A 25,610-nucleotide genomic window follows, 5' to 3' on the forward strand; every position below is an offset into this window, starting at 1 on the left:
CCGGGAAGCCGCGCGACATCCCGGCGCTGGGCCCGCTTGTTGCCCGCCCTGACAGCCGATATCCTCATGCTTGCGGCATTCCGCCGTCGATACCTGGAGCATCGTAAGCATGAGCACCGCCGAACGCCATGATTCCTCTACGCTCGACGCGACGGCGCTGGGCGCCGATATCGCCCAAGGGGCCACCACGGCGGTTGACGCCATGCAACAGGCGGTGGACCTGGTGGCGGCTCGCAATCCCGCCATCAATGCCGCCTGCGGCGTGCAGGCCGAAACCGGCCTGCGGCTGGCCCAGGCGCTGGACCACGAATTGGCGGCGCTTTCGTCTGAACAGCGCCAGGCGCGCCTGCGCGACCAGCCGTTCCTGGGCGTGCCCACGCTGCTCAAGGATCTTGCCACCGCCGCCATCGGCCTGCCCAGCGACATGGGGTCGGTGCTGTATCGCCACGTGGAATGGAATGTCGATGCCGAAATCGTCAAGCGCTACCGCCGGGCGGGCCTGATCCCGTTTGGTCGCACCACCAGCGCCGAACTGGGCCTCAGTCCCACCACCGAGTCCCCGGTTTATGGTCCCGCCACGCAGAATCCCTGGAAGAAGGGCCATAGTGCGGGCGGCTCCAGCGGTGGCGCGGGCGCGGCGTTGGCCAGCGGCATGGTGCGCATCGCGCATGGCAGCGACGGCGGCGGCTCGATCCGGATTCCGGCGTCCTGCTGCGGCGTCCTGGGCCTGAAGCCCTCGCGCGGCCTCATGCCGCTTGGCCCGCTCAAGGGTGAAGGGTGGGGCGGCCTCGCCACCGAACACATGATGACGTTGTCGGTGCGCGATTGCGCGGCCGCCCTTGACATCAGTGCGGGCGCCGACGTGGGCGCGCCCTATGCGGCCCCTGCCCAACCCGCCGATTCCTACCGTGCGGTCGTGTCGCGCGTCGCGGCCGACCCGCGCTCGGCCGCACGCCGGCGCATTGCCTTCGTCAACACCACCTACGAAGGCGACTCGATCCATCCCGACGTTGCCACAACGCTGGACGAAGCCGCCGCGTTCTTTGCCGCCCTGGGACACGAACTGGTGCCCGCAGCTCCGCCGGTGGGCTCCGAGGAAGTCTTGTCGCCGATGTTGCCGCTGATCGCCAGCGCAGCGGCCAACGCCATCGACAGTTTCGTGGCCGCGCGCGGCCGGCGCCTGGCCGCCGACGAGCTGCAGCCCACGACGCTCGGTGCGCGGGAATACGCCCGCGCGATTTCCGGGGCGCAGTACGTCGCCTGCGTCGACACCTGCCACGAGATTACCCGGCGGGTCGGGCGCTTCCTGCATCGCGACGGCGCGCAGGGCCATGACCTGTTCCTGAGCCCGGTGCTGGCGCAGCCGCCGGCAGCCATCGGCCGCTACGCCATGGACAACGCCGACTATCTGGCCTACCGTCTGGGCAAGAAGGGCGTCATCGGCTATTCGCCGTTCGCGCCGCTGGCCAACCTGACCGGCATGCCCGCCATTTCCATTCCATTTGGGATGTCGTCGGACGGGCTGCCCATCGGCATCCAGATCATGGGTCCGCTGGGTTCCGAGGCGTTGCTGCTGGAACTGGCCGCGCAGGTCGAGACGCTGCGGCCCTGGGCCCTGACGGCGCCCATGGCCCGATAAGTCGCAAGTCGGCAGGTCGCCGCGCGGTCGCGGCGCGTCGGCCGATCGAATCAGGGAGTTCCCATGTCATCGTTCACGACGCATACCGTGCTGAACCAGGCGCCACCCCTGGAAGACTATTCCCTGTACGACACCGATCCGGCCTTGCGGGAAGCCGTGGCCCGAGAGGGCGCCGATGCCTGGTCGGGCGACCTCAACGCCCATGGCGCCTGGCTGGGACGGGCGCAGACCCTGGCTGCGGGCGCCGAGGCTAACCGCTGTCCGCCGCGCCTCATCAGCTATGACCGGGCGGGTCACCGCGTAGACCGGCTCGAATTCCATCCTTCCTGGAACCTGCTCATGAGCGGCATCATGGCCCGTGGCCTGCACAGCCGCGCCTGGATGCAGCCGGCGCCGGGCGGCCAGGTGGCGCGGGCCGCGGCCTACCTGATGCAGGGCCAGGTCGAGGCCGGCTCCCTGTGTCCCACGACCATGACATTCGCCGCGGTGCCGCTGTTGCAGCGAGAACCCGCCGGCGTCGTGGACTTTGCCGGCCAGTGGCTGCCCGCGCTGTACTCCCGCGAATTCGACGCTGGCGACGCGCCCCTGGCCGCCAAGCGCAGCGCCTTGATCGGCATGGGCATGACCGAAAAGCAGGGCGGCTCCGACTTGCGCGCCGTCACCACGCGCGCAATGCCGCTGGGCGCGCCGGGGCGGGGCAGCGCCTATCAGCTGGTCGGACACAAATGGTTCTTCTCGGTGCCGCAGGCCGACGCCCACCTGGTGTTGGCGCAGACCGACGAAGGCCTGAGCTGTTTTTTCGTTCCCCGCTGGATTCCCGATGGCCCGCGCAACGCCATTCGCATCCGCCGCCTGAAGGACAAGCTGGGCAACCGCAGCAATGCCAGCGCCGAGGTCGAGTTCGAAGAGGCCTGGGGCGTCATGGTCGGCGAGCCCGGCCGTGGCCTGGCGGTGCTGCTGGAAATGGCGGCCACCACCCGGCTGGACTGCGTGCTGGGCAGCGCCGCGCTGCTGCGGCAGGCGTTGGCGCAATCGGCGCATCACGCGCAACACCGGCACGCATTCGGCAAGGCGCTGATCCAGCAGCCCCTCATGCGCAACGTGCTGGCCGACCTGGCGCTGGAGAGCGAAGCCGCGATGGCGCTGGGGCTGCGCCTGGCGCGCGCCGTGGATGAACGCGCCGACGCCGGCGCGCGCGCCCTGGTGCGTGTCGGCACGCCGGCGGCCAAGCTGTGGGTCTGCAAGCGCGCCGTCTCCGCCGTGGCCGAGTGCATGGAAGTCTGGGGTGGCAATGGCTACGTCGAAGAGGGGCCGATGCCCCGGCTCTACCGCGAAACGCCCGTCAATTCCATCTGGGAAGGCTCTGGCAATGTGATGGCGCTGGACGTGCTGCGGGCGCTGCAGCGCGAGCCCGAGGCCCTGCCCGCGCTGGAGGCCGAATTCGCTCGGGCCGCACGCCAGCACCGCGAATTCGATGAGACCGTGGCGCGATGGCGGGCTTTGCTGGCGGACGGCGAACAGGCAGAGTTCCAGGCGCGCCGCATCGCAGGCGGCCTGGCGCTGTTGTGGCAGGCCGCCTTGCTGATCCAGCACGCGCCAGAGCCCGTCGCGCGCGCCTTCGTGGCCAGCCGTCTCGTGGCGGGTGCGGGCATGTTCGGGCAACTGCCAGCCGGCGTGGACACGCAGGTGATCCTGTCGCGAGCCTGGCCGGCCGCCGGCGCGTGCTAAATTTCCTGGCTCAAGCAACTTTTCCGCATTTCTACCGCCATGCTCTCCCAGCAAGAACTCAAGCAGCAAGCCGCAGACGCGGCCCTGGAATTCGTCGAACAGGTCGCCGGCCCGGACGTCATCATCGGCGTGGGCACCGGATCCACGGCCGATCTGTTCATCGACGGCCTGGCGCGCTTCAAGGGCCGCATCGCCGGCACGGTCGCCAGTTCTGAGCGCAGCGCGGCGCGACTTGCGGGCCATGGCCTGAAGGTGCTGGACCTGAACGACGTTTCGTCCATGCCCATCTACGTGGACGGCGCGGACGAAATCGACGCGAACCTGCACATGATCAAGGGCGGCGGCGGCGCGCTGACGCGCGAGAAGATCGTGGCCTCCGTGGCTGAACGCTTCATCTGCATCGCCGACGAATCCAAGCTGGTAGAGACCCTGGGCAAGTTCCCGCTGCCGCTCGAAGTCATTCCGATGGCGCGCGAATCCGTGGCGCGCGCGCTGATTGCGTTGGGCGGGCAGCCGCGCCTGCGCGAAGGTTTCGTCACCGACAACGGCAACATCATCCTGGACGTGTCGGGCCTGTCCATCGCACAAGCGCCGGCATTCGAAGCCCGCGTCAACAACCTGCCGGGCGTCGTGACCTGCGGCCTGTTCTCGCTGGCGGGCGCGGACGTCGCGCTGCTGGCCACCCAGAACGGCATCCGCCGGCTGGATCGCCGCGCCTGAACCCACGCGTCATCCCGCCGGGCCGTGTTGCGGCCGGCGGGTCTCGCATTCATAATCTTGTCACACTTGGGTCATAACCTTGCGGGTTGTGCAGGCCCATCTCGTAACCTCTTTCTATTCGGGGCAATGCAATGAGATCAACCACGCAGGGAGCCCGGATGACGGAGCATACAAACAAGCAGTTCGACGCCGATCTGGAAAGCGTCCGTTCGCAGTTCTTGCAGATGGGCGGCGTGGTGGAAGCCATGATCCAGGAGGCCATCGACGCCCTGGCCAACGGCGACATGTCGCTGGTCGAAAAAGTCCGTGAGCGCGAAAAGGAAGTCAACCGCCACGAAGTCGAAATCGACGAAAGCATCAGCCGCATCCTGGCCCGGCACCAGCCCACCGCCATCGACCTGCGCATGCTGATGGCCGTGTCCAAGATGCTGACCGACATGGAGCGCTCGGGGGACGAAGCCGAGAAGGTCGCCACCGTCGCGCGCCGCGTCCACGAAGGCGAACTGCGCCACATTCCCGTGATCGAACTGCGCCACATGGCCGCCAACGTGCGCAACATGCTGCACCAGGCGCTGGACGCATTCGCCCGCCTCGATCCCATCCAGGCCGCCGCCGTCGTGCGCAGCGACAAGGAAGTGGACAAGGAATGGAAGGGCGCGCTGCGTCACCTGATCACCTACATGATCGAAGATCCGCGCACCATTTCTCGCGCCATCGACATGATCTTCATCGCGCGCGCATTGGAACGCATTGGCGATCACGCCAAGAACATGTCCGAACGCGTGATCTACATGGTCAAGGGCGCCGACGTGCGCCATACCGGCGTGAAGAACACCGAGCGCCTGGCGCGCGGCGAAGAAGAGTCCGAAGACGAGACGTCGGACAGCTGAAGCAACAGGCTGCCGCCGTCATGGCGGCAGCGCCGCGCCCTGGCACAGCCTGGGGTCCGGCACACCCGGCTTGCCGCCGTCGATGCGACCGGCAAGCCGGCGTCCAAACGCCGGCATCGCCGGCGCACTCACTTCCAGGTCATACCAGCCTTCGCAGCCCGCGTACTTGAGCTCGAGCGCGCCGCCCGCAGGCACGTGTGCCATGGCGCGCCAGCCGTCGTTCATGTGCGATTCCAACCTGATCGGCTGAGGCAGATCGCCGTGGTTCACCAGCCGCAGGCGGAGTCCCGAAGTCACGGGCACGAGCTGGGCTTCCAGCGTGCCGGCATCCTGCGCGCTTCCGCGGAACTGCCGGTGAAAGCCATCCGGCCCCAGCAACCAGAGGTCGTACACGCCGCCATCCCCCAGCCGCCAGCCATCGTCCAGGCGGGCGCCCGCCCCGATGGTGTAGCGCCGAGGCGCCCGGTCCAGCGCGCGGCGGTCATAGACATGCAGCACGGCGCCCACGCCGCCCGGATTGCGCAACGTCAGGCGGTAGTGCTCGTTATCGGCGGTCATCCTGCCCACGGCCTCCAGCGCATAGGGCAGGGGACAGGCGTGACGGTTGCTGTCCGGATGATGCGAGCCCCGGTCGCCGGAAAAGTCGAAGGCCGAGGTCAGGTCGCCCGCCACCGTGCGGCGCCAGGCGGTGATATTGGGCTCGGCGACGCCGAATCGGGCTTCCAGGAATCGGATCACGGAAGTGTGGTCGAACACCTGGGAATTGACCCAGCCGCCGCGGCTCCACGGCGATACGACCAGCATCGGCACGCGCGGGCCCAGGCCAAAGGCCCTGCCGTGCAGTCCGGGCGGATCATCTGCGGTGGACGCGCTGGGACCGTGCCGCGCGTCGTGGTATTCGCCGTCCAGTTCGACGGTGGACAGGCCGCCCGATTCGCCATCCGGGTGGCGCGCCGGCGGCGCCGGAGGCGGCACGTGGTCAAAGAAGCAATCGTTCTCGTCGTAGGTGACAAAGAACACGCAGCCGCTCCAGGTATCCGGATGGCGCGTCAGGATGTCCAGCACACGCTCGGTGTACGCCCCGCCCTGGCGCGGGGACGACACTTCCGGGTGTTCTGAATCGGCCGTCGGCGCGATGATCCACGACACGGCGGGCAGCGTGCCCTGCGCCACGTCGCGTGCCAGGTCGTCGAGCGTGCGGGTGGTGAGCGCGCGGTCGCGCAGCGGGGCGTCGGCGGTCTTCGCATCGCCCGCCAGCTGCCGGCGGTACTGCCTGAAACCGGCCAGCGGGTTGTCGTTGTAGTTGTCCGCCATGTCCTGGTAGATGCGCCAGTCCACACCGGCCGCTTGCAGGCGTTCCGGGTAGGTGGTCCAGGAATAGCCCTCGTGGTCAGGACCAAGACGGTCGAAGGTGTTCACCAACGCCGGTCCGCCCGCCAGGCCCTGCGGATCGTTGGTGCCCGTCCAAAGGAACAGGCGGTTCGGATTGGTGCCGGCCTGCATCGAGCAGTGGTAGGCATCGCACAACGTGAAGGCGTTCGCCAGCGCGGTCTGGAACGGCACGTCGGCGGCTGCATAGGCGCCCATTCCCAGGCGGCTCTTGGCGGGCAGCCAGTGATCCATGCGTCCGTCGTTCCATGCGCGCTGCGCGTCATCCCAGGTGTGCGGCGTGATATAGCCCACCGGCGTGTGGCTGGCGTATGCAGCTTGCAGGTTGTAGGGATTGCAGCGTACGTCACCGTCGGCCTGCGTCAGCACCGTTCCCGCCACGGTGGGCGCCGCATGCGGATCGGCGAACCCCCGCACGCCGGGCAGCGTGCCGAAGTAATGGTCGAACGACCGGTTCTCCTGCATCAGGATCACAACGTGGCGCACGTCCCGCAGCGTGCCGGTCTTGCGATCCGGTTCGATCTGCAGGGCACGCTGGATGACGGGGGACGGTTCGGGGGAGACGGACGGCTGCGATTCTTCTTTCATGACAGCATTAATACGGCCAGCAATATTTGAATCTTAAGGCCTGTGCGGATGCGGGAGCCGGCGTGGCGCGCGCTCTCAATAAGCACAAAGCCCCTCGCTGGCGAGGGGCTTCGGAATGATGGGCGCCGCGCGCGGCGGCGCGCGGAATCAGGCCGAGGGGGGGACGTAGCCGTCGGCTTCGACGCTGCCGTCTTCGAACAAGTAACGCTCCATTTGCTGCTGCAGGTACTTGCGGGCGCGGGCGTCCGCCAGGTTCAGGCGGTTCTCGTTCACGAGACGGGTCTGCACGCCTTTCCAGTCTTCCCAGGCTTCCTTGGAAATGCTCTGCCAGATGCGCGTGCCGACTTCGCCGGGGTAGGGCGGATAATCCAGCCCTTCTGCTTCACGCTTCAGTTTCACACAGTTGACGATACGGGCCATGGTTCGCTGCCGGAAAAATGAATAACGCCACATTTTAGCGGGCTTGGCGGCCGAAGGGCGCCAAGCCCCTTTCATGTGCGCGGGATGGATCCTAGAGCTTCTTGATGAAGACCAGGCTGTTGCGTGAACGGTTGTAGTTGTTCTGCTTTTCGCGAGGCAGGTCGGTGATGCCGCCCTGCACGAAACCGCGCTTCATGAACCAGTGCGACGTGCGCGTGGTCAGCACGAACAGCCGCTTGGCGCCCGACGCGCGGGCGCGGGACTCCATGTGTCGCAGCAGGATCTCGCCTTCGCCCGACCCTTGCCATTCGGGGTGCACGATCAGGCAGGCCATTTCGGCCATCTGCTCGTCGGGAAAGGCATGCAGCGCCGCGCAACCGTAGATGACGCCGTCGTGCTCCAGCACGGTGAAGTTCTCGACGTCGCGTTCGACCACGCTGCGGGGGCGCGGCACCAGCGTGCCATCGGCTTCCAGGGGTTCGATCAGGCTCAGGATGGCGCCCACGTCGTCGATAGTGGCAGGACGCAGATCGTCCAGCGTGTCCTCGACCACCATGGTGCCCACGCCGTCGTGGGTGAAGATCTCGAGCAGCACGCTGCCGTCCAGCTCGAATGGCAGCAGGTGCGCGCGCGCCACGCCGCGCTTGACCGCGAGCGAGGCGTATTGCAGGAAGGAATGCGTTTCTTCGTCCAGTTCGCCGGCCGAGAGCAGCGCGTCCGCATCGACGCGCGCAAGTTCCGTGTCCAGCGTTCCGTCGTCGTTCAGCACGCCCTGCGAGCTGGACAGGAAGATCAGCTTTTCGGCGCGCAGCCCGACGGCCACGCTGGTGGCCAAGTCTTCCATGGCCAGATTGAAGGCGTCGCCCGTCGGCGAGAAACCCAGCGGCGACAGCAGCACGACGGACGAGCCTTTCTCGATGGCGAACTTCAGCGCCTCGACGTCGATCTTGCGCACTTGGCCGGTGTGCTTGTAGTCCACGCCGTCCAGCACGCCAGTGGGGCGGGCGGTGACGAAATTGCCGGAGATCACGCGGATGTGGGCGTGCGACATCGGGGTGTTCGGCAGCCCCTGGCTGAACGCGGCTTCGATGTCCAGGCGGATCTCGCCGGCGGCTTCTTTGGCGCATTCAAGCGCGGCAGCGTCGGTGGGGGACAGGCCGCGGTCGAATTGCTGCGTGTAGCCCTTCAGGCGAAGCTGCTCGTTCACCTGCGGACGGGAGCCATGCACCAGCACCAGCCGGATGCCCAGCGAAGACAGCAGGGACAGATCCTGGACCAGCGCGTTCAGCGCGCCGGCCTGCACCAGTTCGCCGCCAAACGCCACCACGAAGGTCTTGCCTCGGAACGCATGCACGTACGGCGCTACGTCTCGGAACCATCGCACAAACTGGGCGGCGGCGAATTCTGGGGCTTCAAGGGCGGAGACGGTGTCTGGTTCCAGGTCGGGCATGATGTGTGTTGCTTTGGTCCTATGGGTCGCGGGACGGCGAAGGCGCACAGGCCCAGCCGCGTGCGCCGCCGGGAGGGCGGCGCTACGCGGAATTATATGGCCGCGCGCCCCGGCGGCCATTGGCGCCGGCAACACGTTTTGTTGCAGGCGCCCCACACGAACCTGACGCCTGGCTAGCCGCCGAAGTGGAAGCCCGTTCAGCAGGGGCACGCGGGAAATTTATAATGGCGGGCTAATCGGATAAATCGTACATGCCTGAATCCTCCAGCCCGCGGGCGCCCAAGACGCAGGCGCCGCGCGCCAGTGACCGGGAAGAGACCCGGGAAGAAACCCGGGAAGACGCTCGGCAAGACGCCCGGAAAGAACCCCGGGCTCGCCCCGAAGGCCGCCCGGCCGCGCCCCGACCTGAACGACCCATTCTGGCCGTTACCTACCCCGAAGACCTGCCCGTCAGCGCGCGGCGGCAGGAGATCGCGCGCGCCATCGCCGGCCACCAGGTCGTGATCGTCAGCGGCGAAACCGGGTCCGGCAAGACCACCCAGTTGCCCAAGATCTGCCTGGAACTGGGCCGCGGCCGCCAGAAGATGATCGGCCATACGCAGCCGCGCCGGCTCGCTGCGACCTCCGTGGCCAAGCGCATCGCCGAAGAACTGAACACGCCCATGGGCGAAGTGGTGGGCTACCAGGTTCGGTTCAACGACCGCACCGGGCCCAACGCGTCCATCAAGCTGATGACGGACGGCATTCTGCTGGCGGAGTCGCAGCGCGATCCGCTTCTGCGCCGCTACGACACCATCATCATCGACGAGGCGCATGAACGCAGCCTCAACATCGATTTCCTGCTGGGCTACCTGAAGCAGCTTTTGCCGCGGCGCCCGGACCTCAAGCTGATCATCACGTCGGCCACCATCGACGCCGAACGCTTCGCGAAGCACTTCGCCGCGTCCGAGGACAAGCCCGCGCCGGTGATCGAAGTGTCCGGCCGCCTCTATCCGGTGGAGGTTCGCTATCGGCCGGTGCGCGAAGAGCTGGCTGCAGACGAAGGCTCGCCGCAGGCCGCCAAGGCGGGCCGCGACCGCGAGCGCATGTCGGGCGACGAAGAGCGCGACCTGATCGACGCCATCGTTGACGCCGTGGACGAATGCGCCCGGCATGGTCCGGGCGACGTGCTGGTGTTCCTGCCCGGCGAACGCGAAATCCGCGAGTCCGCCGAGGCATTGCGCAAGCGTCATCCGGCAGGCACCGAAGTGCTGCCGCTGTTTGCGCGCCTGTCGCAGGCCGAGCAGGAACAGATCTTCCGTCCGCGCGGCAACGCCCGGCGCATCGTGCTGGCGACCAACGTGGCGGAAACCTCGTTGACCGTCCCCGGCATCCGCTTCGTGGTCGATAGCGGCCTGGCTCGCATCAAGCGTTATTCGTGGCGCAACAAGGTCGAGCAGCTGCGCATCGAACCCATCAGCCGCGCGTCGGCCAACCAGCGCGCGGGCCGTTGCGGCCGGGTGGGGCCGGGCGTGTGCATCCGGCTTTATGACGAGCTGGACTTCAACAACCGCGCCGCGTTCACGGATCCCGAAGTGCTGCGTTCGTCGCTGGCGTCGGTCATCCTGCGGATGAAGTCGCTGAAGCTCGACGACATCGAGCAGTTCCCGTTCGTCGAAGCCCCGCCGGGGCGGGCGGTGGCCGACGGCTACCACTTGCTGCAGGAGCTGGGCGCCATCGAACTGGCGACAGCGTCGGACGACGATGCCGACACCGGACGCACCGGTTCGGCCTACGTCCTGACACGCACCGGGCACGAACTTGCCAAATTGCCCGTGGACCCGCGCATTGGCCGCATGATCCTGGCGGCGCGCGAACACCAGTGCCTGGCCGAAATGCTGATCATCGCCTCGGCCTTGTCCGTTCAGGATGCGCGCGACCGCCCCATGCAAGAGCGCGACGCCGCCGAGGCCGCGCACGCCAAGTTCGGCGACGACAAGTCCGAGTTCATCTCCTTCCTGAAGCTGTGGCGCTGGTACGGCGAGCAGGTCCAGCACAAGGCGTCCCAACGCAAGCTGGTGGGCCTGTTGCGGCAGAATTTCCTGTCTCCGATCCGGCTGCGCGAATGGCACGACGTGCATACGCAGCTGGCCGCGCTGGTGGGCGAGCAGGGTTGGCGCTTGAACCAGTCCGAAGCCACGTACGAACAGCTGCATATGGCGCTCCTGTCGGGTCTGTTGGGCAATATCGGATTCAAGAGCGACGAAGGCGGCAACTACCAGGGCGCGCGCGAGATCCGCTTCCACATCCATCCGGGCTCGCGCCTGGTGAAGAAGGCCGGCCGCTGGATCATGGCGGCCGAACTGGTCGAGACCACCCGCCTGTACGCCCGCTGCGTGGCGCGCATCGATCCCGTGTGGCTCGAAAAAGTCGGCGCCCACCTGATCCGCAAGAACTGGTCGGACCCGCGCTGGGAAAAGAAGGCCGGGCAGGTCGTCGCCAACGAACGGGCCACGCTCTACGGCCTGGCGATCTACACGGGCCGGCGCGTGCACTATGGCCGCGTGAACCCCACGCACGCCCGCGAGCTCTTCATCCGCCAGGCGCTGGTGCCGGGCGAGATCGACACGCGCCTGCCGTTCGTGGCGCACAACCGCAAGTTGATCGCGGGCATCGAGAAACTCGAGCACCAGACGCGCCGCCCGGACATCCTGGTGGACGACGAGCTGATCTACGCGTTCTACGACCGCCAGCTGCCCGCCGACATCTCGCAGACCGCCACGCTTGAAAAGTGGGTCAGCGGCCTGGACAAGGCCTCGGCCGCCAAGCTGATGCTGACTCGCGACGAGCTGATGCGCCACGAGGCCGCCGGCGTCACCACCGACGTCTTCCCCAAGAAGGTGGAGTGGCAGGGCGTGTCGATGGCGCTCGACTACCACTTCGAACCCGGTTCTCCACGCGATGGGGTCACGCTGTCGGTGCCGCTGTTTGCGCTGAACCAGATCGACCCGGCGCGCTGCGAATGGCTGGTGCCCGGGATGTTGAAGGAAAAGGTGCACCTGCTGCTCAAGTCGCTGCCGCAAAAGCTGCGTCGGCATTGCGTGCCATTGCCTGACTACGCGTCCGGGTTCTATGACCGCTGGTTCGACCGGCTGGCCGATCCCCAGCAAGGGCTGGTGGACGCGATCATCGCCGACATGTGGGACCAGGTGCAGGTGCGGCCGGTCGTGGGCGACTTCAAGCTCGAGACCCTGCCGGCGCATCTGTTCATGAACTTCCGGGTGGTTGACGAGCACGGCCGCATGCTGGCGTCTGGCCGCAATCTGGCGCAATTGCGCGCCGAATTCGGCAAACAGGCCCAGGCCACGTTCCAGCAATTGGCGGCCAGCGACACGCAGGTCGCGCAGGCGCTGGCGCACGAGAACCTGACCACCTGGTCATTCGGTCCCTTGCCCGAGATCATGGAGATCAAGCGGCGCGGCCAGTCCGTCATCGGCTATCCGGCGCTGGTGGACCGGGGCGCGCATTGCGACCTGGACGTGTTCGACGACCCTGACGAGGCGCGCAAGCACCATCGCGCGGGTCTCCTGAAGCTGTTCCGCCTGGGCCTGCGCGAGCAGGTGAAATTCCTGGAAAAGAACCTGACGGACCTCACCAAGATCAGCATGCTGTACATGACGCTGGGCACGCAGGAGGAATTGCGCGACCAGATCATCGACTGCGCGCTGGGGCAGGCTTGCCTTGCCGAGCCTTGGCCGGTGAACGAACAGCAGTTCGAAGCCCGACGCGCCGAAGGCAAGGGCCGACTGGGTCTTCTGGCCCAGGAGGTCGCTCGGCTGGCGGGCGCGGTGCTGACCGAATACGCCGCCCTGCAGCGCAAGCTGCCGCAGGCCAAGCCGCATGCGGCCGCCTACGCCGACCTCCAACAGCAGCTGGGCGCGCTGATGCCCAAGTGGTTCATCCGCGATACGCCCCATGCGCAGCTCTCGCACTTCCCGCGTTATCTGAAAGCGGCGGTGGCGCGCATCGACAAGCTGCGCGCCGACCCGGCGCGGGACGCAAAGCTGGTGGCCGAAATGGCGCCGCTGCTCACGCAGTACCAGCGGGCCCGGGCCGCGCTGAAGGGCGCGCCGGACCCTCGACTGGACGAATTCCGGTGGCTGCTCGAGGAGTTGCGGGTGGCGCTTTTTGCGCAGGAGCTGCGTACGCCCATGCCGGTTTCGGTCAAGCGCCTGATGAAAAGCTGGGAATCGTTGCAGCGCTGATCAGCGCCGTCACGAAAAAAAATGGCCGCATCGTTGCGGCCATTTTTTCATTACAGCGCCAGGAAGCCGGCGATCACCAGGATGATCAGGCCATATTTGGTGGCCTTGTATGCCGTTCGGTTCCAGTTCTTGAAGGCCTTGCGCTTCTGGTCGATGACCCAGTGCGCGTGCGTCAGCTTGTTGATGGCGCCGGTCTGGTCGCCGCCGTCGTTGGGCGAACTGGCGGCCGACATGACCACCCGGCCGAACCAGCGGTTGAAGGCTTCGGCCCAGCGCCACTTCAGCGGCCGTTCGACGTCGCAGAACAGGATGATCCGGTTCTCGCCCGTCTTGTTGTAGGCCTCGTGCACGTAGGTTTCATCGAACACCACGCTTTCGCCGTCGCGCCAGCTGTAGTGTTCGCCGTCCACGATGATGTGGCAGCCGTCGTCGTTCGGCGTGACCAGGCCCAGGTGGTAGCGCAGCGATCCGGAGAACGGGTCGCGGTGGGGATTCAACTGGCCGCCCGGCGGCAGTTCGGCAAACATGGCCGCCTTCACTTTGGGCAGGCCTTTCAGGATGGCGACGGTCTTGGGGCAGAGCTCTTCCGCCGACGGGTGGCGCGCGTCGTACCACTTCAGGTAGAAGCGCTTCCAGCCGTACTTGAAAAACGAATTGAAGCCGATGTCGTTGTGAGTGTCTGCTGCCTTGATGCGACGAAGTTCGGCCATTTGGATGGCTTCTTCGCGGATCGTCTCCCAGTTGTCGTCCAGCACCTTCAGTTCGGTGATCTCGCTCGTAGTCAGGTACGGGGTGGTGGGCACGCGAGACGTGAGCACCATGAAGGCATTGACGGGCGCCAGAAGGACAGAATGATCCAGCATCTGCCGTCCCAGAGGCAGTCTGACGCGGCCCCGGAAGTGGGCAAACAGGATGGCGGCAAGCCAGATCCCGGGAATTAACCATTTCATAGGTGTGTCTCGTCCTGCAAGGGGTAGTGCGGTATGGGGCGTATTGTCCCACAAGCCTTCCTGCGGCATCGCTTCCATGGGCACGTCGATGGGCCACCGGGAACGCGAGCACCCTTCTAGGGAATACGGCCGCTGGGTACAATTCCGCTATGTCCGAAGCCGTAACGACCCCGACCCCATTTGTTCACCTGCGAGTCCACTCCGAGTTCTCGGTCGTGGACGGTACGGTGCGTATTCCCGATCTCATCAAGCGCGTGGCCAAGCTGGGCCAGCCCGCCGTCGCGCTGACCGATCTGTCCAACCTGTTCGGACTGATCAAATTCTACAAGGGCGCCCGCGGCGCTGGCGTCAAACCCATTGCGGGTTGTGACGTCTGGATCTCCAACGACGAGGATCCCGCCAAGCCCTTCCGGTTGCTGTTGCTGGTGCGCAACCACCAGGGCTACCTGAATCTTTGTGAATTGCTGTCCAAGGCGTTCCTGACCAACCAGGGCAAGGGCCGCGCGGAAATCCGCCGCGAATGGCTGCAGGGGCAGGATGGCCTGATTGCCTTGTCGGGCGGCAGGGCGGGCGACGTGGGCCAGGCCCTTGAAGCCGGCAACGCCGTATCGGCGCTGGCGCTGGCGCGCCAGTGGGCGCATCTGTTCCCGGGCAGCTATTACATCGAACTGCAGCGCGCCGGCATGGACGGCGACGAAGGCTATTGCCAGGCCGCCTTGCGGCTGGCCGCCGAGGCCGGCCTTCCGGTCGTGGCCACCCATCCGGTCCAGTTCCTGGACGAGTTCGAATTCCAGGCGCACGAGGCCCGCGTCTGCATCGCCGAAGGCGAAATCCTGGCCAATCCGCGCCGTGTGCGCCGGTTTTCGAAAGAGCAGTACCTGCTCAGCTCCGAGGATATGGCCCGGAAGTTTGCCGACGTGCCTTCGGCGCTGGCCAACACGGTCGAAATCGCAAAGCGCTGCAACCTGAGCCTGGTGCTGGGCAAGCCGCGGCTGCCCAACTTCCCCACGCCCGAAGGCGTGACGCTGGACGACTATCTGGTCCAGCTATCGGAACAAGGGCTGGAAAAGCGCATGGAGTTCCTGTTCCCGGATACGGCCGAACGCGAATCCAAGCGCGAGCAGTACTACGAACGGCTGCGCTGGGAATGCAAGACCATCATCCAGATGGGCTTTCCCGGTTACTTCCTGATCGTGCAGGACTTCATCAACTGGGGCAAGAACAACGGCGTGCCGGTGGGGCCGGGCCGCGGATCGGGCGCCGGTTCGCTGGTGGCCTATGCGCTGGGCATTACCGACCTTGACCCCATCCGCTATGACCTGCTGTTCGAACGCTTCCTGAATCCCGAGCGGGTCTCCATGCCCGACTTCGACATCGACTTCTGCCAGGACAACCGCGAACGGGTCATCGACTACGTCAAGGAAAAATACGGCCGCGCGGCCGTGAGCCAGATCGCCACCTTCGGCACACTCGGCGCCAAGGCCGTGGTCCGCGACGCCGGCCGCGTCCTGGACATGCCCTACATGTTCTGTGACGGCCTGTCCAAGCTGATCCCGTTTAATCCGATGGATCCCTGGACGCTGGAACGCACCTTGAAGGACGAACCGGCCTTCAAGGATCGCTACGAGCAGGAAGAAGAAGTTCGTTCCCTGGTGGACCTGGCCAAGCCGCTGGAAGGCCTGACGCGCAACATCGGCATGCACGCGGGCGGGGTGCTGATCGCGCCGGGCAAGCTCACCGACTTCTGCCCGCTGTATTGCCAGCCGGGGCAGGAGAACAGCGCGGTCTCCCAGTTCGACAAGGACGACGTCGAAGCCGCCGGCCTCGTGAAGTTCGACTTCCTGGGGCTGCGCAACCTGACCATCCTGGACTGGGCCGTGCGCTACGTGCGTCAGTTCAACGAGGACAAGCGCGACTTCGACGTCATGGCGCTGGCCCTGGACGATCCGGCCGCTTACAAGATTCTTTGCGACGCCAACACCACCGCCGTGTTCCAGCTGGAATCGCGCGGCATGAAGGAACTGCTCAAGAAGCTGCGGCCCAACACGTTCGAAGACATCATCGCCATGCTGGCCCTGTATCGTCCGGGGCCGCTGGAATCGGGCATGGTGGACGACTTCGTCAACCGCAAGCACGGCCGCGCCGCGGTGGACTATTTCCACTCCGACCTGGAAAGCACGCTCAAAAGCACCTACGGCGTCATCGTCTACCAAGAGCAGGTGATGCTGATCTCCCAGATCATCGGGGGCTATTCGCTGGGCGGCGCCGACCTGCTGCGCCGCGCCATGGGCAAGAAAAAGCCCGAGGAAATGGCCAAGCACCGCGAGCTCTTCGAACAGGGCGCCAAGGAAAAGGGCCATGACCCCGACCTGGCGGTCAAGCTGTTCGACCTGATGGAAAAGTTCGCGGGGTACGGCTTCAACAAGTCGCACTCGGCCGCGTACGCGCTGATTTCCTACCAGACGGCCTGGCTCAAGGCCTACCATCCCACCGAATTCCTGGCCGCCACCATGTCGTCCGATATGGACGACACCGACAAGGTCCAGATCTTCTGCCGCGACGCCCAGGACAACGGCGTCGAGGTCCTGCCGCCCGACGTGAACCACTCCGGCTACCGCTTCGAGCCCGTCGCCGACAAGTACACCGAAAAGGGCAAGCCGCCGCGCACCATGCGCTACGGACTGGGCGCGGTCAAAGGCACCGGCCAGGGGGCCGTGGAAGACATCCTGCGCGCGCGCAAGGAAGGCGGGCCGTTCCTCAACCTGTTCGACTTCTGCCGCCGCGTCAGCAAGCAGGCGGTCAATCGTCGCACCATCGAGGCCCTGATCAAGGCGGGGGCGTTCGACACCATCGAACCCAACCGCGCCGCCATGCTGGCATCCGTTCCCACGGCGATGGAAGCGGCCGAACAGGCCGCTCGAAGCGCCAACCAGGCCTCGCTGTTCGGCGACGACAGCGGCGACGTCGTCGCCGGCGAACTGGCCAAGGTGGCGCCCTGGGACCTGCACAAGAAACTGACGGAAGAAAAGTCCGCGCTGGGCTACTACTACAGCGGACACCTGTTCGACGCATGGCGCGACGAGGTCCGCCGCATCGTGCCGATGCAGCTCGTGCGCGTCGAACCGCAGCGCGACCTGCAATGGATGTGCGGCGTGCTGGCCAGCGTGCGCGTCATGATGACCCGTCGCGGCAAGATGGTGTTCGCCGTCCTGGACGACGGCACCGCCCAGGTCGAGATTTCGGTCTTCAACGAACTCTACGAAAAGCACCGCAACCGGCTGCGCGAAGACCAACTGGTCATCGTGCAGGGCAAGGTCAGCAACGACGACTACTCCGGCGGCATGCGCATCGTCGCCGAACAGCTCTATGACCTGCAACTCGCGCGCGAGGCCCGCGCCAAATCGCTGCGCGTCAAGCTCAACGGCAGCGCCGACGCCGCCCGCCTGCGCCAGATGCTCAATCCATTCCGCGCCGAACCCGAGAACGGTATCCCGGGCGTGCCGGTCGACATTGTCTACACCAAGAACAACTTCTTGTGCACGGTCAGGCTCGGGGAAGAATGGCGCGTGCGCATGGCCGACACGCTGCTGGCCAACCTGAACGACTGGACCAAGCCGGACGGAGTCGAGGTCACTTACTGATGCCTAGCTTGCGTATCGTACATTCGGAAGCCGCCACCAGCTTTGGCGGACAGGAAGGGCGCATCTTCAAGGAAATGAATGCCATGCGCGCGCGCGGGCATCATGTCGAAGCGATCTGCCAACCGCGCGCGCAGTTGACCCCGCGCCTGCGCGATGCAGGCTTCACCGTGCACGCCGTGGACATGGCCGGCCCGGTGAACTACCTGAAGGGCGTGGCCGCGGTCCGGAACATCCTGAAAGCCGGGCGGTTCGACGTGCTCAATACGCACAGCCGGCGCGACACGGTGATCGCCGCCCTGGCCGGGCGCCTCGTGGGCACGCCGCTGATCGTGCGCACCCGCCACCTGTCCAACAAGGTCGGGTCGATGTGGTCCTACACGATCCTTCCGCACCGCGTCACGACCGTCAGCGACCACGTGCGCGAATACCTGATCACCCGTGGCGTGGCCCGCGAAAAGGTCGCGACGGTGTATTCGCCCATCGTGCTGCCCGCCCCGGTGGAACGCTCCACCTTGCGTGGCGAACTCGGCCTGCGCGACGACGATATCGTGGTGGGCTGCGTGGCGGTGATGCGAGCCACCAAAGGCCACAAAGACCTGATCGACGCGATCGTGCCGCTGATGGCCGCGCGTCCGAACCTGCATCTGGTGTTCGTCGGCGCCGGCTCGCCGGTCTTCGAGCAGACGCAGGCCTACGTGGCCAAACTCAATCTCCAGGATCGCATCCACCTGATGGGCACGCGGCACGATGTTCCCAATCTGCTGGCGGGATTCGACGTCTTCGCCCTGGCGACGCAGCAGGAAGCGTCCGGCACGGTCTACGTTGAAGCGCAGGCGAGCGGCCTGCCGGTCGTCGGCACCAACGTGGGTGGCGTGTCCGAGATGTTCCGGGACGGCGTGACCGGCATCCTGGTGCCCCCCAAAGACCCGGTCGCCCTGACCGAGGCCCTGCAACGCCTGATCGACGATCCGGTCCTGCGCCGGACCATGGGTGAAGCCGGCCGCAAGATGGTCTGGGAGGAGGCGGTGTTTTCGCCCGCGCGCCTGGCTGAAACCACCGAAGCGCTCTACACCCGCTGGCTGGCGGAGCGCCGCAAATGAACGCGCCCAACGTTCCGGTGCTGATGTATCACCACGTCACGCCGGCCGGCGGCATGATCGCCGCCACGCCCGACGTCTTCGAAGCGCAGATCTCGCGCCTGGCGCGCGCGGGCTACCAGTCGCTGACGGCCACGCAGTTCGCCGGTTACCTGGCTGGCGGCAGCGTTCCCGAAAAATCGGTGCTGATCACCTTCGACGACGGCTACCTGAACAATTGGGTGCACGCGCATCCCGTATTGGCGCGGCACGGCATGCGGGCGGTGCTGTTCACCATTACCGGCTGGATCGGCGACGGCCCCGTGCGGCCACACGCGGGGCAGGGCGGGCCGCTGCCCGCCACGCCTGACCACGATGCCTGCAAGCAGCTCGTGGCTGCGGGGCGCGCAGACGAGGCGATGCTGCGCTGGAGCGAGATCGAGGCCATGCAGTCCGCGGGCACCTTCGAGTTCCATTCCCACACCCATACGCATACGCGCTGGGACAAGGTCTGCGGCGCGGACGCCAACGCCAAGCGCGAACGCATCGCCCAGGACCTGCACGATTCCCGCGAAACGCTCATTCGCCGGCTGGGCGGCGTCAGCGACCACCTGTGCTGGCCGCAGGGCTACTTCGACGCGGACTACGTGGCCGCGGCCCGGAAGGCGGGCTTCCGGAACTTGTACACTACCGACCCTTTCGGCCAGAACACGCCCGGCGCCGACCCCGGACACATCTACCGTTTTGCGGTGCGCAATCAGGGCGGGTCCTGGCTGAACCGCCGGATCTGGCTGTCGCGGGATCCCTTCTGGGGGCCGCGCTATCACGCCTGGAAGGCCTGGAAAAAGCGTCTTAGGAATCGCGGATGAAGCTATCGGTCATCATCATCACCAAGAACGAGTCGGCAAACATCGCCGCCTGCCTCAAGTCCGTGTCGTTCGCCGACGAATTCATCGTGGTGGATTCGGGCAGCACCGACGGCACCGTCGAACTGGCGCAGGCGCTGGGTGCGCGAGTCGAGGTGACGTCCGACTGGCCCGGCTTCGGTCCGCAGAAGAATCGGGCGCTGGACCTGGCGACCGGCGACTGGGTACTGTCGATCGACGCGGACGAGCGCGTCACCCCGGAACTGGCGCAGGAAATCCAGGATGTGCTGCGCGCACCCAAGGCCGATGCCTACGAGATCGCGCGGCTCTCGAACTTCTGCGGACGCGATATCCGCCACAGCGGCTGGTGGCCCGACTACGTGCTGCGCCTTTTCAAGCGCGGCACGGCGCGATTCACCGATGCCGCTGTGCACGAACGCGTGGTGCCCGCTGGCGGGCCGCCGCTGCAATTGCGCGGTTACTTCAACCACTACCCGTACGACAACCTGGATGCGCTGATCACCAAGGTCAATCGCTATTCGTCGGATGCTGCCGCCATGATGTACGCCAAGGGCAAGCGCACGTCGATCTTCGGGGCGCTGGGGCACGGGTTCTGGACCTTCGTGCGCATCTATCTGATCCGCCGCGGTTTCCTGGACGGTCGCCATGGCCTGGTGCTGGCTGTGATTGCAGGAATGGGAAGCTTCCTTCGCTACGCCAAGCTCATGTTCCTGGCTTCACGCGGCAACTGAATTCCACGAGGCATAGCGCCCCAAATCCATGAACATTCTGTACACGAACTACCACGGCGGTACGACGATCGGCGGCCATACCATCTACGTCGTTTCGTTGCTGCGCGCCTTGGCCCAGCATCATCGACTTACGGTTGCCGTACCGGGTGGCAGCAGCCTTTACCGGCTTGCGGGCGACGTGCCTGGCGTGCACAGGGTCGCCCAGGATTATCCCAGCAGGTTGGGCAAGCGTCTGGCGGCCGCGCGCAGCTTGAAACGCGTGATTCTTTCCCGGCAGATCGACGTCATTCACGTCAACGGGTCATCCGATCACCGCACCGTCCTTCTGGCCTGCATGGGAATGGGGAAGCGCCGGCCGCGCATCGTGTTGACCAAGCACAATGACATCCCCATCTCGTACCTGGGGGCCGCCTTGCGCACCCGCATGGGCACGGACCACGTGATCGGCGTGTGCGATTTCGTCGAGCGCATGCTGCGCGCATCTCCCTACGCCGCCCGGCCGCTTTCCACCATTCCCAATGGTGTCGACAACAAGCGGTACGCTCCATGGCCGGCTGACCGCGCGCAGGCCGCGCGCAATGACCTGCTGGGAGATCGCGCGGCCAAGTGCAAGCTTCTGGTCGGCAGCAATGCCGGGACGAATTCCTACAAGGGCTGGATGGACATGGTGCGTGCCGTGGCCCAGCTCGGTCCCGAAGCCGCAGGCGTTTACATCGCCTTGGCCGGCGCCGCGCCCACCGAAGAACAGTGGCGCGAAGTCCAAGACCTGGGGCTGTCGGATCGCGTCGTTTTCGGCGGGATGCTCGATGACGTGCGCCCGTTCCTGGCCGCGCTGGATGTCGGCTTCGTGCTGTCGTACAGAGTCGAAACGATTTCGTTCGCCTGCCGCGAAATGATGTCCATGGGATTGCCGGTCGTCGTGTCCGACCAAGGCGGGCTGCCAGAGAACATCGACGAGGGTGTGGACGGCTGGGTGGTCCCGAAATGCGCTCCCGACGCCGTCGCCCGCGTCCTGGACGGCATACTGGCCGATCCCGACTGCCTGACCCGCATGAGCGCGGCGGCGCGCGCCAAGAGCGTGGAGCATTTCGGGCTGGATAAGTTCGCCCAGCGCACCGAACAGGTGTATCTCAGTCTGGCGTAAGGGGTGATGTCAGGGCAATTACGGCGAGGCGAACGCCGGAGCGCGGTTGAAAAAAAACGGGGCCTGGAGCCCCGTTTTCAATGGCTGGGCGCCGTGGCGCGCTCCAGGTGATCCAGCCAGCGGATGGCGTGTTCGCGGTCCGCGCCGCACATTTCCTGCTGAGGCTGCAGTCCGCCGCAGAAGTCCGGCCGAGACGGCTGGCCGAATATCGCGCAACGCATGTCGGGCAATAACTGAATACAGGGAACGCCTGCGGGCTTGCCCTGCGGCATTCCCGGGATCGGGCGGGTGATCGACGGCGCGATACAGCAGGCGCCGCAGCCGGCCCGGCATTCCAGGCCGGATGCCGTCGCACTAGCCGCCGCACTAGCCGCCGCACTAGCCGCCGCACTCATACCCATCCGCGCAGCCAGTAGATGAACAGACCGGCGTATTCCTTCAGGATGGAACGGCTGGCGTCGAAGGTGCGCTGGTCGGGCAGCCACAGGGTCAGGGATCCATCAGCCGGGGCGACGATCTGAGGTGGGGCTGGCGCCGCGATCACCTCGACGCCCTGCTTGGAAAAGGCCGCCATGGCGCGCGGCATGTGAAGGGCCGAAGTCACCAGAAGGACCTTGCCGATGCCGCGCGCTTTGAGCTGGTCTTCGGTCAGGGTCGCGTTTTCGTATGTGGTGCGGCTGGCGTTTTCCAGGATCAGCGCCGATTCCGGCACGCCTTGCTGGCGTATCGCGTGCGCCATCCCGCGTGCTTCGCTGACGTCGCCTTCCAGCGCGCCGCCAGACAGAAGCACCTTGGGCGCCCGGCCGGCCAAATACAACTCGGCCGCGGTGTCTATGCGCACGACGGCGGTGTCCTTGTCATAGGGAAGGAACCAGTTGGCGCGCCCGTTGGCGGTGTTGCCGCCCAGCACGACGATTGCGTCGGCCGTGGGCGATTCGGCGGCTGGCACGTGCGGGTAGCGGTTTTCCAGCGCGCCGCCTGCCCACAGCGATGTGATCGGCAGGGACCAGGCCAGCGCCCAGAGCAGGCCGGCGACGATCAATGCGCGGCCGGTCTTGCGGAGCCGGAATAGGCCCAGCACCAGGCCAAGCACCACCAGGGTTATGCACAAATTGAAGGGAATGATCAGATTCGTGAGGTAGCTGGAAAAGGTCATTTCAAGACAATCCTGATTACTGCATACTGTCCAGCAGGCGGTCGGCCTGCTGTTCTACTTCTTCCTGCGAAGGCCACGCCTGTTCGGATCCGACGCATGTCGCGCGCGGGGACCAGGGGCCGGTCCGCTCCGGCCGGGTGACGCCGAAAAGCGTCAGTTGCCGGGCTGAGGCCGCCGCCGCGACGTGCGAAACGCCGGAATCGTTACAAATCACCAACGCCGCCCGGGCCGTGAGCGCCGCGAAGGCGCCCAACGAAAGCGGGGGCAGCAATTGCGCCGTGGGCGCATTGCGGCGCGCCTCGTCCGTTTCGGCCGGAGGGGGGCACATTACCACGGTATGGCCGCGGGCCTGCAGGGCGCGCGTCAGTGTATCGAATCCTGGCCACACCTTGATCTTGCCCTTGTGCAGGCCGGTGGCGGTGGGGGCGATCAGCACGAAGGGGCGGCCGTGAAGTCCTGCCTGCTCCAGCGCCTGGCCGGCCGCATTTTCGTGCGCCGCGGTCAGCGGCAAGTCCAGCGTCGGACCGGGTTTCGCAGGGCCGCTGGGCAGCCCCCAGCGGGTGAGCGCCTCGCGGGTCAGGTGGTGCCAGGCTTCGACGGCGTGCAACGGCTGCGTGGGCTTGGCGTAGGGCCAGCGCAACAGGAAACTCCGACCGTCGTCGCGATAGCCGGCCGACGGCAGGCCCGCCAGCCGGAACACCAGCGCGCTGGACAGGGAATCCGGCAGCAGCAGCCCGCGGGCCCGGCGGCCCTGAACGCCCAGGCCACGCCGGTGCGCACTGACGGCGGCGCGGTCGGGGCCGACTTTGCCGCGCATGGGAATGAAGTCCTGCTTGTCGACGCCATCGAGCAGATCGCGCGCCCACGGGCGGGCGCAGATCACCAGGGGAAGGCCGCTGGCGTGCAAGGCGCGCAGGCTGGGCAGGCTCATGCAGACATCGCCCACCCAATTGGGCAACCGGACGTACAAGCAACTGATATCGGACATGGAAGGGCGCGGGCGCGCGATTAGGGCTTAGGGGGGGGAACACCGGCGGCGCGTTGACGCGCAGCCGGTACAATCCTGGGCACAATTGTATAAAAGCGAGTGATTCCTTTGAATTCTGCCGCACGCAATGCGCCAGCGGGCTCCCAACCCGTCAAATCCGAACTCTGGGCCCGGATCTACAGCCGCGTGGGCTCCTACTGGAAAGGTTTGGTGGCGGCCGTCCTGCTGATGGCCGGCGCCGCAGCCACGCAGCCCGTCCTGGCAGTCATCATGAAGCCCCTGCTCGATGGCGGCTTCTCCGGCGCCAAACCCTATTACGTGTGGGCGCTGCCGCTGGCGGTGGTGGGCCTGATCCTGCTGCGCGGCATCTGCAATTTCTTCAGCGATTATCTGCTCGCGTGGGTGGCCAACAACGTGCTGCTGGGCATGCGTCGCGACATGTTCGAACGCCTGCTGGGCCTGCCGGACGCCGACTTCAAGCGCGGCGACACCGGCCGCCTCCTGAACCGCTTCACCATCGACGCCGGCAATGTCACCGGGTACGCCACCGACGTCATCACCGTGCTGGTCCGGGAAACCCTGGTGGTCCTGGCGCTGATCGGCGTGCTGCTGTACATGTCCTGGGTGCTGACGCTGATCATCCTGGTCATGCTGCCCGTGTCGGTCATGATTTCGCGCTTCTTCATCAAGCGCCTGCGCCGCATCAACCGCGAAACCGTCAACATGAACGCCGAGCTCACCCGCGTGGTCGGCGAGGGCATCGATGGCCAGCGCGTCATCAAGCTGTTCGACGGCTACGAAGTCGAACGCGGGCGCTTTGATTTCGTCAGCCGTCGCCTGCGGCGCTTCGCCATGCGCACGGCCACGGCCGACGCGGCCCTGACGCCGCTCACGCAGGTCTGCATTTCCATTTCCGTCGGCGCGGTCATCGCCGTGGCGCTCAGCCAGGCCAACAGCGGCATGCTGACGGTGGGCAGCTTTGCGTCGTTCATGGCGGCGCTGGCCCAGATCTTCGATCCCATCAAGCGCCTGACGAACGTGGCGGCCCGCATGCAGAAAATGCTGGTCTCGGCCGAAAGCGTGTTCACTCTGATCGACCAGATTCCGGAAAACGACTCCGGCACGAAGGAACTGCCTGAGCCGGTGCGCGGCAAGGTCGAGTTCCGCAGCGTGTCCCATCGCTTTCCCGATGCCGAACGCGACACGGTCAACGACATCTCCTTCGTGGTCGAGCCCGGCCAGACCGTCGCTCTGGTGGGACGCTCGGGCAGCGGCAAGACCACGCTGGTCAATATGTTGCCCCGATTCGTGTTGGCCGACAGCGGCCAGATCCTTGTGGACGACGTGCCCGTCGACGAACTGACGCTGCGCAGCCTGCGCTCGCATCTTTCGCTGGTCAGCCAGGACGTCGTGCTGTTCGACGACACCATCGCCGCCAACGTCGGCTACGGCGCAATGGGGCAATCCAGCGAACAAAAGGTCCGGGATGCCCTCGAAGCGGCCAACCTGCTGGAGTTCGTTGAAGGCCTGCCGCAAGGCATCAACACGCCGGTGGGCGAAAACGCGGCCCGACTGTCCGGCGGCCAGCGCCAGCGCCTGGCCATCGCCCGCGCGCTGATCAAGAACGCGCCCATCCTGATCCTGGACGAAGCAACGTCGGCCCTGGACAACGAGTCCGAGCGCCAGGTCCAGGCCTCGCTCGAGCGCCTGATGAAGGGCCGCACCACGCTGGTCATTGCCCATCGTCTGTCCACCGTGCAAAACGCCGACCGCATCATCGTGCTGGACGCGGGCCGGATCGTGGAACAAGGTCCGCACGCCGAACTTTTGGCTGCCGACGGCCTCTACGCCTCGCTTTACAAGATGCAGTTCCGCGAGGACTGATCCGCCGCGCTCTTTCTTCCTGCCGCCGCCGCTCTCTCGGCGGCTTTTTATTGCCGAAGTTCCTGTTTGCCAATCCCGCGGATTG

General features: G+C 66.2%; 18 protein-coding genes. 11 read left to right on the forward strand and 7 right to left on the reverse strand.

Annotated features, from left to right (window positions below; translation table 11 throughout):
* Positions 1 to 109 precede the first annotated feature (109 nt).
* The 4 genes from RT614_RS27270 to phoU all read left to right on the forward strand — a co-directional run bounded on the left by RT614_RS27270 (position 110) and on the right by phoU (position 4,977).
* Positions 110 to 1,639, forward strand: a complete 1,530-nt coding sequence (locus tag RT614_RS27270; protein ID WP_313625524.1) for an amidase — start codon at positions 110 to 112, stop codon at positions 1,637 to 1,639.
* A 63-nt stretch (positions 1,640 to 1,702) separates the two neighbouring features.
* Positions 1,703 to 3,367, forward strand: coding sequence for an isovaleryl-CoA dehydrogenase (locus RT614_RS27275; protein WP_313625525.1), 1,665 nt, complete (start codon positions 1,703 to 1,705; stop codon positions 3,365 to 3,367).
* 39 nt (positions 3,368 to 3,406) lie between these two features.
* Positions 3,407 to 4,087, forward strand: coding sequence for a ribose-5-phosphate isomerase RpiA (gene rpiA, locus RT614_RS27280; protein ID WP_313625526.1), 681 nt, complete (start codon positions 3,407 to 3,409; stop codon positions 4,085 to 4,087).
* Positions 4,088 to 4,245: 158 nt separating this feature from the next.
* Positions 4,246 to 4,977 (forward strand): phosphate signaling complex protein PhoU, encoded by a 732-nt coding sequence (gene phoU / locus RT614_RS27285; RefSeq protein WP_313625527.1) that lies wholly within the window; start codon positions 4,246 to 4,248, stop codon positions 4,975 to 4,977.
* An 18-nt stretch (positions 4,978 to 4,995) separates the two neighbouring features.
* Here the strand turns inward: phoU and RT614_RS27290 are convergent, their stop codons facing one another.
* From RT614_RS27290 to argA, 3 genes are all read right to left on the reverse strand, one after another.
* Positions 4,996 to 6,954, reverse strand: a complete 1,959-nt coding sequence (locus tag RT614_RS27290; protein WP_313625529.1) for a phosphocholine-specific phospholipase C — start codon at positions 6,952 to 6,954, stop codon at positions 4,996 to 4,998.
* A gap of 147 nt (positions 6,955 to 7,101) precedes the next feature.
* Entirely contained in the window at positions 7,102 to 7,374 is a 273-nt protein-coding gene (locus RT614_RS27295; RefSeq protein ID WP_008164523.1) for an oxidative damage protection protein, read from the reverse strand.
* A gap of 91 nt (positions 7,375 to 7,465) precedes the next feature.
* On the reverse strand, positions 7,466 to 8,824 hold the full coding sequence (argA, locus tag RT614_RS27300) for an amino-acid N-acetyltransferase (protein WP_313625530.1): 1,359 nt from the start codon (positions 8,822 to 8,824) through the stop codon (positions 7,466 to 7,468).
* Between the two features lie 251 nt (positions 8,825 to 9,075).
* Between argA and hrpA the strand changes: the two genes are divergently transcribed.
* Positions 9,076 to 13,068: an ATP-dependent RNA helicase HrpA gene (gene hrpA / locus RT614_RS27305; RefSeq protein ID WP_313625532.1), complete on the forward strand. Its 3,993-nt coding sequence runs from the start codon at positions 9,076 to 9,078 to the stop codon at positions 13,066 to 13,068.
* Between the two features lie 50 nt (positions 13,069 to 13,118).
* Here hrpA and lpxO read toward each other — a convergent pair whose 3' ends face one another.
* The gene (gene lpxO, locus RT614_RS27310) at positions 13,119 to 14,018 is read right to left on the reverse strand and encodes a lipid A hydroxylase LpxO (RefSeq protein ID WP_313625534.1); all 900 of its coding nucleotides are present in this window, start codon (positions 14,016 to 14,018) and stop codon (positions 13,119 to 13,121) included.
* Between the two features lie 149 nt (positions 14,019 to 14,167).
* Here lpxO and dnaE point away from each other — a divergent pair, with 149 nt between their 5' ends.
* The 5 genes from dnaE to RT614_RS27335 are packed head-to-tail and all read left to right on the forward strand — an operon-like array spanning position 14,168 to position 21,497.
* Entirely contained in the window at positions 14,168 to 17,659 is a 3,492-nt protein-coding gene (gene dnaE / locus RT614_RS27315; RefSeq protein WP_313625535.1) for a DNA polymerase III subunit alpha, read from the forward strand.
* Positions 17,659 to 18,759, forward strand: a complete 1,101-nt coding sequence (locus tag RT614_RS27320) for a glycosyltransferase family 4 protein (protein WP_313625537.1) — start codon at positions 17,659 to 17,661, stop codon at positions 18,757 to 18,759. The genes dnaE and RT614_RS27320 overlap by 1 nt, the downstream gene beginning before the upstream one ends.
* A complete protein-coding gene (locus RT614_RS27325) occupies positions 18,756 to 19,604 on the forward strand; it encodes a polysaccharide deacetylase family protein (protein WP_313625539.1) in 849 nt (282 codons plus the stop codon). Before RT614_RS27320 ends, RT614_RS27325 begins: the two co-directional genes overlap by 4 nt.
* Positions 19,601 to 20,353 (forward strand): glycosyltransferase family 2 protein, encoded by a 753-nt coding sequence (locus RT614_RS27330; RefSeq protein ID WP_313625541.1) that lies wholly within the window; start codon positions 19,601 to 19,603, stop codon positions 20,351 to 20,353. Before RT614_RS27325 ends, RT614_RS27330 begins: the two co-directional genes overlap by 4 nt.
* A 28-nt stretch (positions 20,354 to 20,381) precedes the next feature.
* Positions 20,382 to 21,497, forward strand: coding sequence for a glycosyltransferase (locus tag RT614_RS27335; protein ID WP_313625542.1), 1,116 nt, complete (start codon positions 20,382 to 20,384; stop codon positions 21,495 to 21,497).
* Positions 21,498 to 21,574: 77 nt separating this feature from the next.
* On the opposite strand, the gene RT614_RS27340 is transcribed toward RT614_RS27335, so the two are convergent.
* The 3 genes from RT614_RS27340 to RT614_RS27350 are packed head-to-tail and all read right to left on the reverse strand — an operon-like array spanning position 21,575 to position 23,641.
* Positions 21,575 to 21,892: a YkgJ family cysteine cluster protein gene (locus tag RT614_RS27340; RefSeq protein WP_313625544.1), complete on the reverse strand. Its 318-nt coding sequence runs from the start codon at positions 21,890 to 21,892 to the stop codon at positions 21,575 to 21,577.
* Entirely contained in the window at positions 21,889 to 22,653 is a 765-nt protein-coding gene (locus RT614_RS27345; protein ID WP_313625546.1) for a YdcF family protein, read from the reverse strand. Before RT614_RS27345 ends, RT614_RS27340 begins: the two co-directional genes overlap by 4 nt.
* Positions 22,654 to 22,669: 16 nt before the next feature.
* Positions 22,670 to 23,641: a glycosyltransferase family 9 protein gene (locus RT614_RS27350; protein ID WP_313625547.1), complete on the reverse strand. Its 972-nt coding sequence runs from the start codon at positions 23,639 to 23,641 to the stop codon at positions 22,670 to 22,672.
* A 108-nt stretch (positions 23,642 to 23,749) separates the two neighbouring features.
* On the opposite strand from RT614_RS27350, the gene msbA reads away from it, so the two are divergent.
* Entirely contained in the window at positions 23,750 to 25,525 is a 1,776-nt protein-coding gene (gene msbA, locus RT614_RS27355; RefSeq protein WP_313625549.1) for a lipid A export permease/ATP-binding protein MsbA, read from the forward strand.
* Positions 25,526 to 25,610: the final 85 nt, after the last annotated feature.

This window comes from Achromobacter sp. (genome assembly GCF_032102605.1).
GTDB lineage: Bacteria > Pseudomonadota > Gammaproteobacteria > Burkholderiales > Burkholderiaceae_B > Achromobacter.

What these genes read in the sequence shown, in the direction of transcription:
- RT614_RS27270 (WP_313625524.1), top strand. Translation starts at nt 110, where the DNA reads ATGAGCACCGCCGAACGCCATGATTCCTCTACGCTCGACGCGACGGCG.
- RT614_RS27275 (WP_313625525.1), top strand. Translation starts at nt 1,703, where the DNA reads ATGTCATCGTTCACGACGCATACCGTGCTGAACCAGGCGCCACCCCTG.
- rpiA (WP_313625526.1), top strand. Translation starts at nt 3,407, where the DNA reads ATGCTCTCCCAGCAAGAACTCAAGCAGCAAGCCGCAGACGCGGCCCTG.
- phoU (WP_313625527.1), top strand. Translation starts at nt 4,246, where the DNA reads ATGACGGAGCATACAAACAAGCAGTTCGACGCCGATCTGGAAAGCGTC.
- RT614_RS27290 (WP_313625529.1), bottom strand. Translation starts at nt 6,954, where the DNA reads ATGAAAGAAGAATCGCAGCCGTCCGTCTCCCCCGAACCGTCCCCCGTC.
- RT614_RS27295 (WP_008164523.1), bottom strand. Translation starts at nt 7,374, where the DNA reads ATGGCCCGTATCGTCAACTGTGTGAAACTGAAGCGTGAAGCAGAAGGG.
- argA (WP_313625530.1), bottom strand. Translation starts at nt 8,824, where the DNA reads ATGCCCGACCTGGAACCAGACACCGTCTCCGCCCTTGAAGCCCCAGAA.
- hrpA (WP_313625532.1), top strand. Translation starts at nt 9,076, where the DNA reads ATGCCTGAATCCTCCAGCCCGCGGGCGCCCAAGACGCAGGCGCCGCGC.
- lpxO (WP_313625534.1), bottom strand. Translation starts at nt 14,018, where the DNA reads ATGAAATGGTTAATTCCCGGGATCTGGCTTGCCGCCATCCTGTTTGCC.
- dnaE (WP_313625535.1), top strand. Translation starts at nt 14,168, where the DNA reads ATGTCCGAAGCCGTAACGACCCCGACCCCATTTGTTCACCTGCGAGTC.
- RT614_RS27320 (WP_313625537.1), top strand. Translation starts at nt 17,659, where the DNA reads ATGCCTAGCTTGCGTATCGTACATTCGGAAGCCGCCACCAGCTTTGGC.
- RT614_RS27325 (WP_313625539.1), top strand. Translation starts at nt 18,756, where the DNA reads ATGAACGCGCCCAACGTTCCGGTGCTGATGTATCACCACGTCACGCCG.
- RT614_RS27330 (WP_313625541.1), top strand. Translation starts at nt 19,601, where the DNA reads ATGAAGCTATCGGTCATCATCATCACCAAGAACGAGTCGGCAAACATC.
- RT614_RS27335 (WP_313625542.1), top strand. Translation starts at nt 20,382, where the DNA reads ATGAACATTCTGTACACGAACTACCACGGCGGTACGACGATCGGCGGC.
- RT614_RS27340 (WP_313625544.1), bottom strand. Translation starts at nt 21,892, where the DNA reads ATGAGTGCGGCGGCTAGTGCGGCGGCTAGTGCGGCGGCTAGTGCGACG.
- RT614_RS27345 (WP_313625546.1), bottom strand. Translation starts at nt 22,653, where the DNA reads ATGACCTTTTCCAGCTACCTCACGAATCTGATCATTCCCTTCAATTTG.
- RT614_RS27350 (WP_313625547.1), bottom strand. Translation starts at nt 23,641, where the DNA reads ATGTCCGATATCAGTTGCTTGTACGTCCGGTTGCCCAATTGGGTGGGC.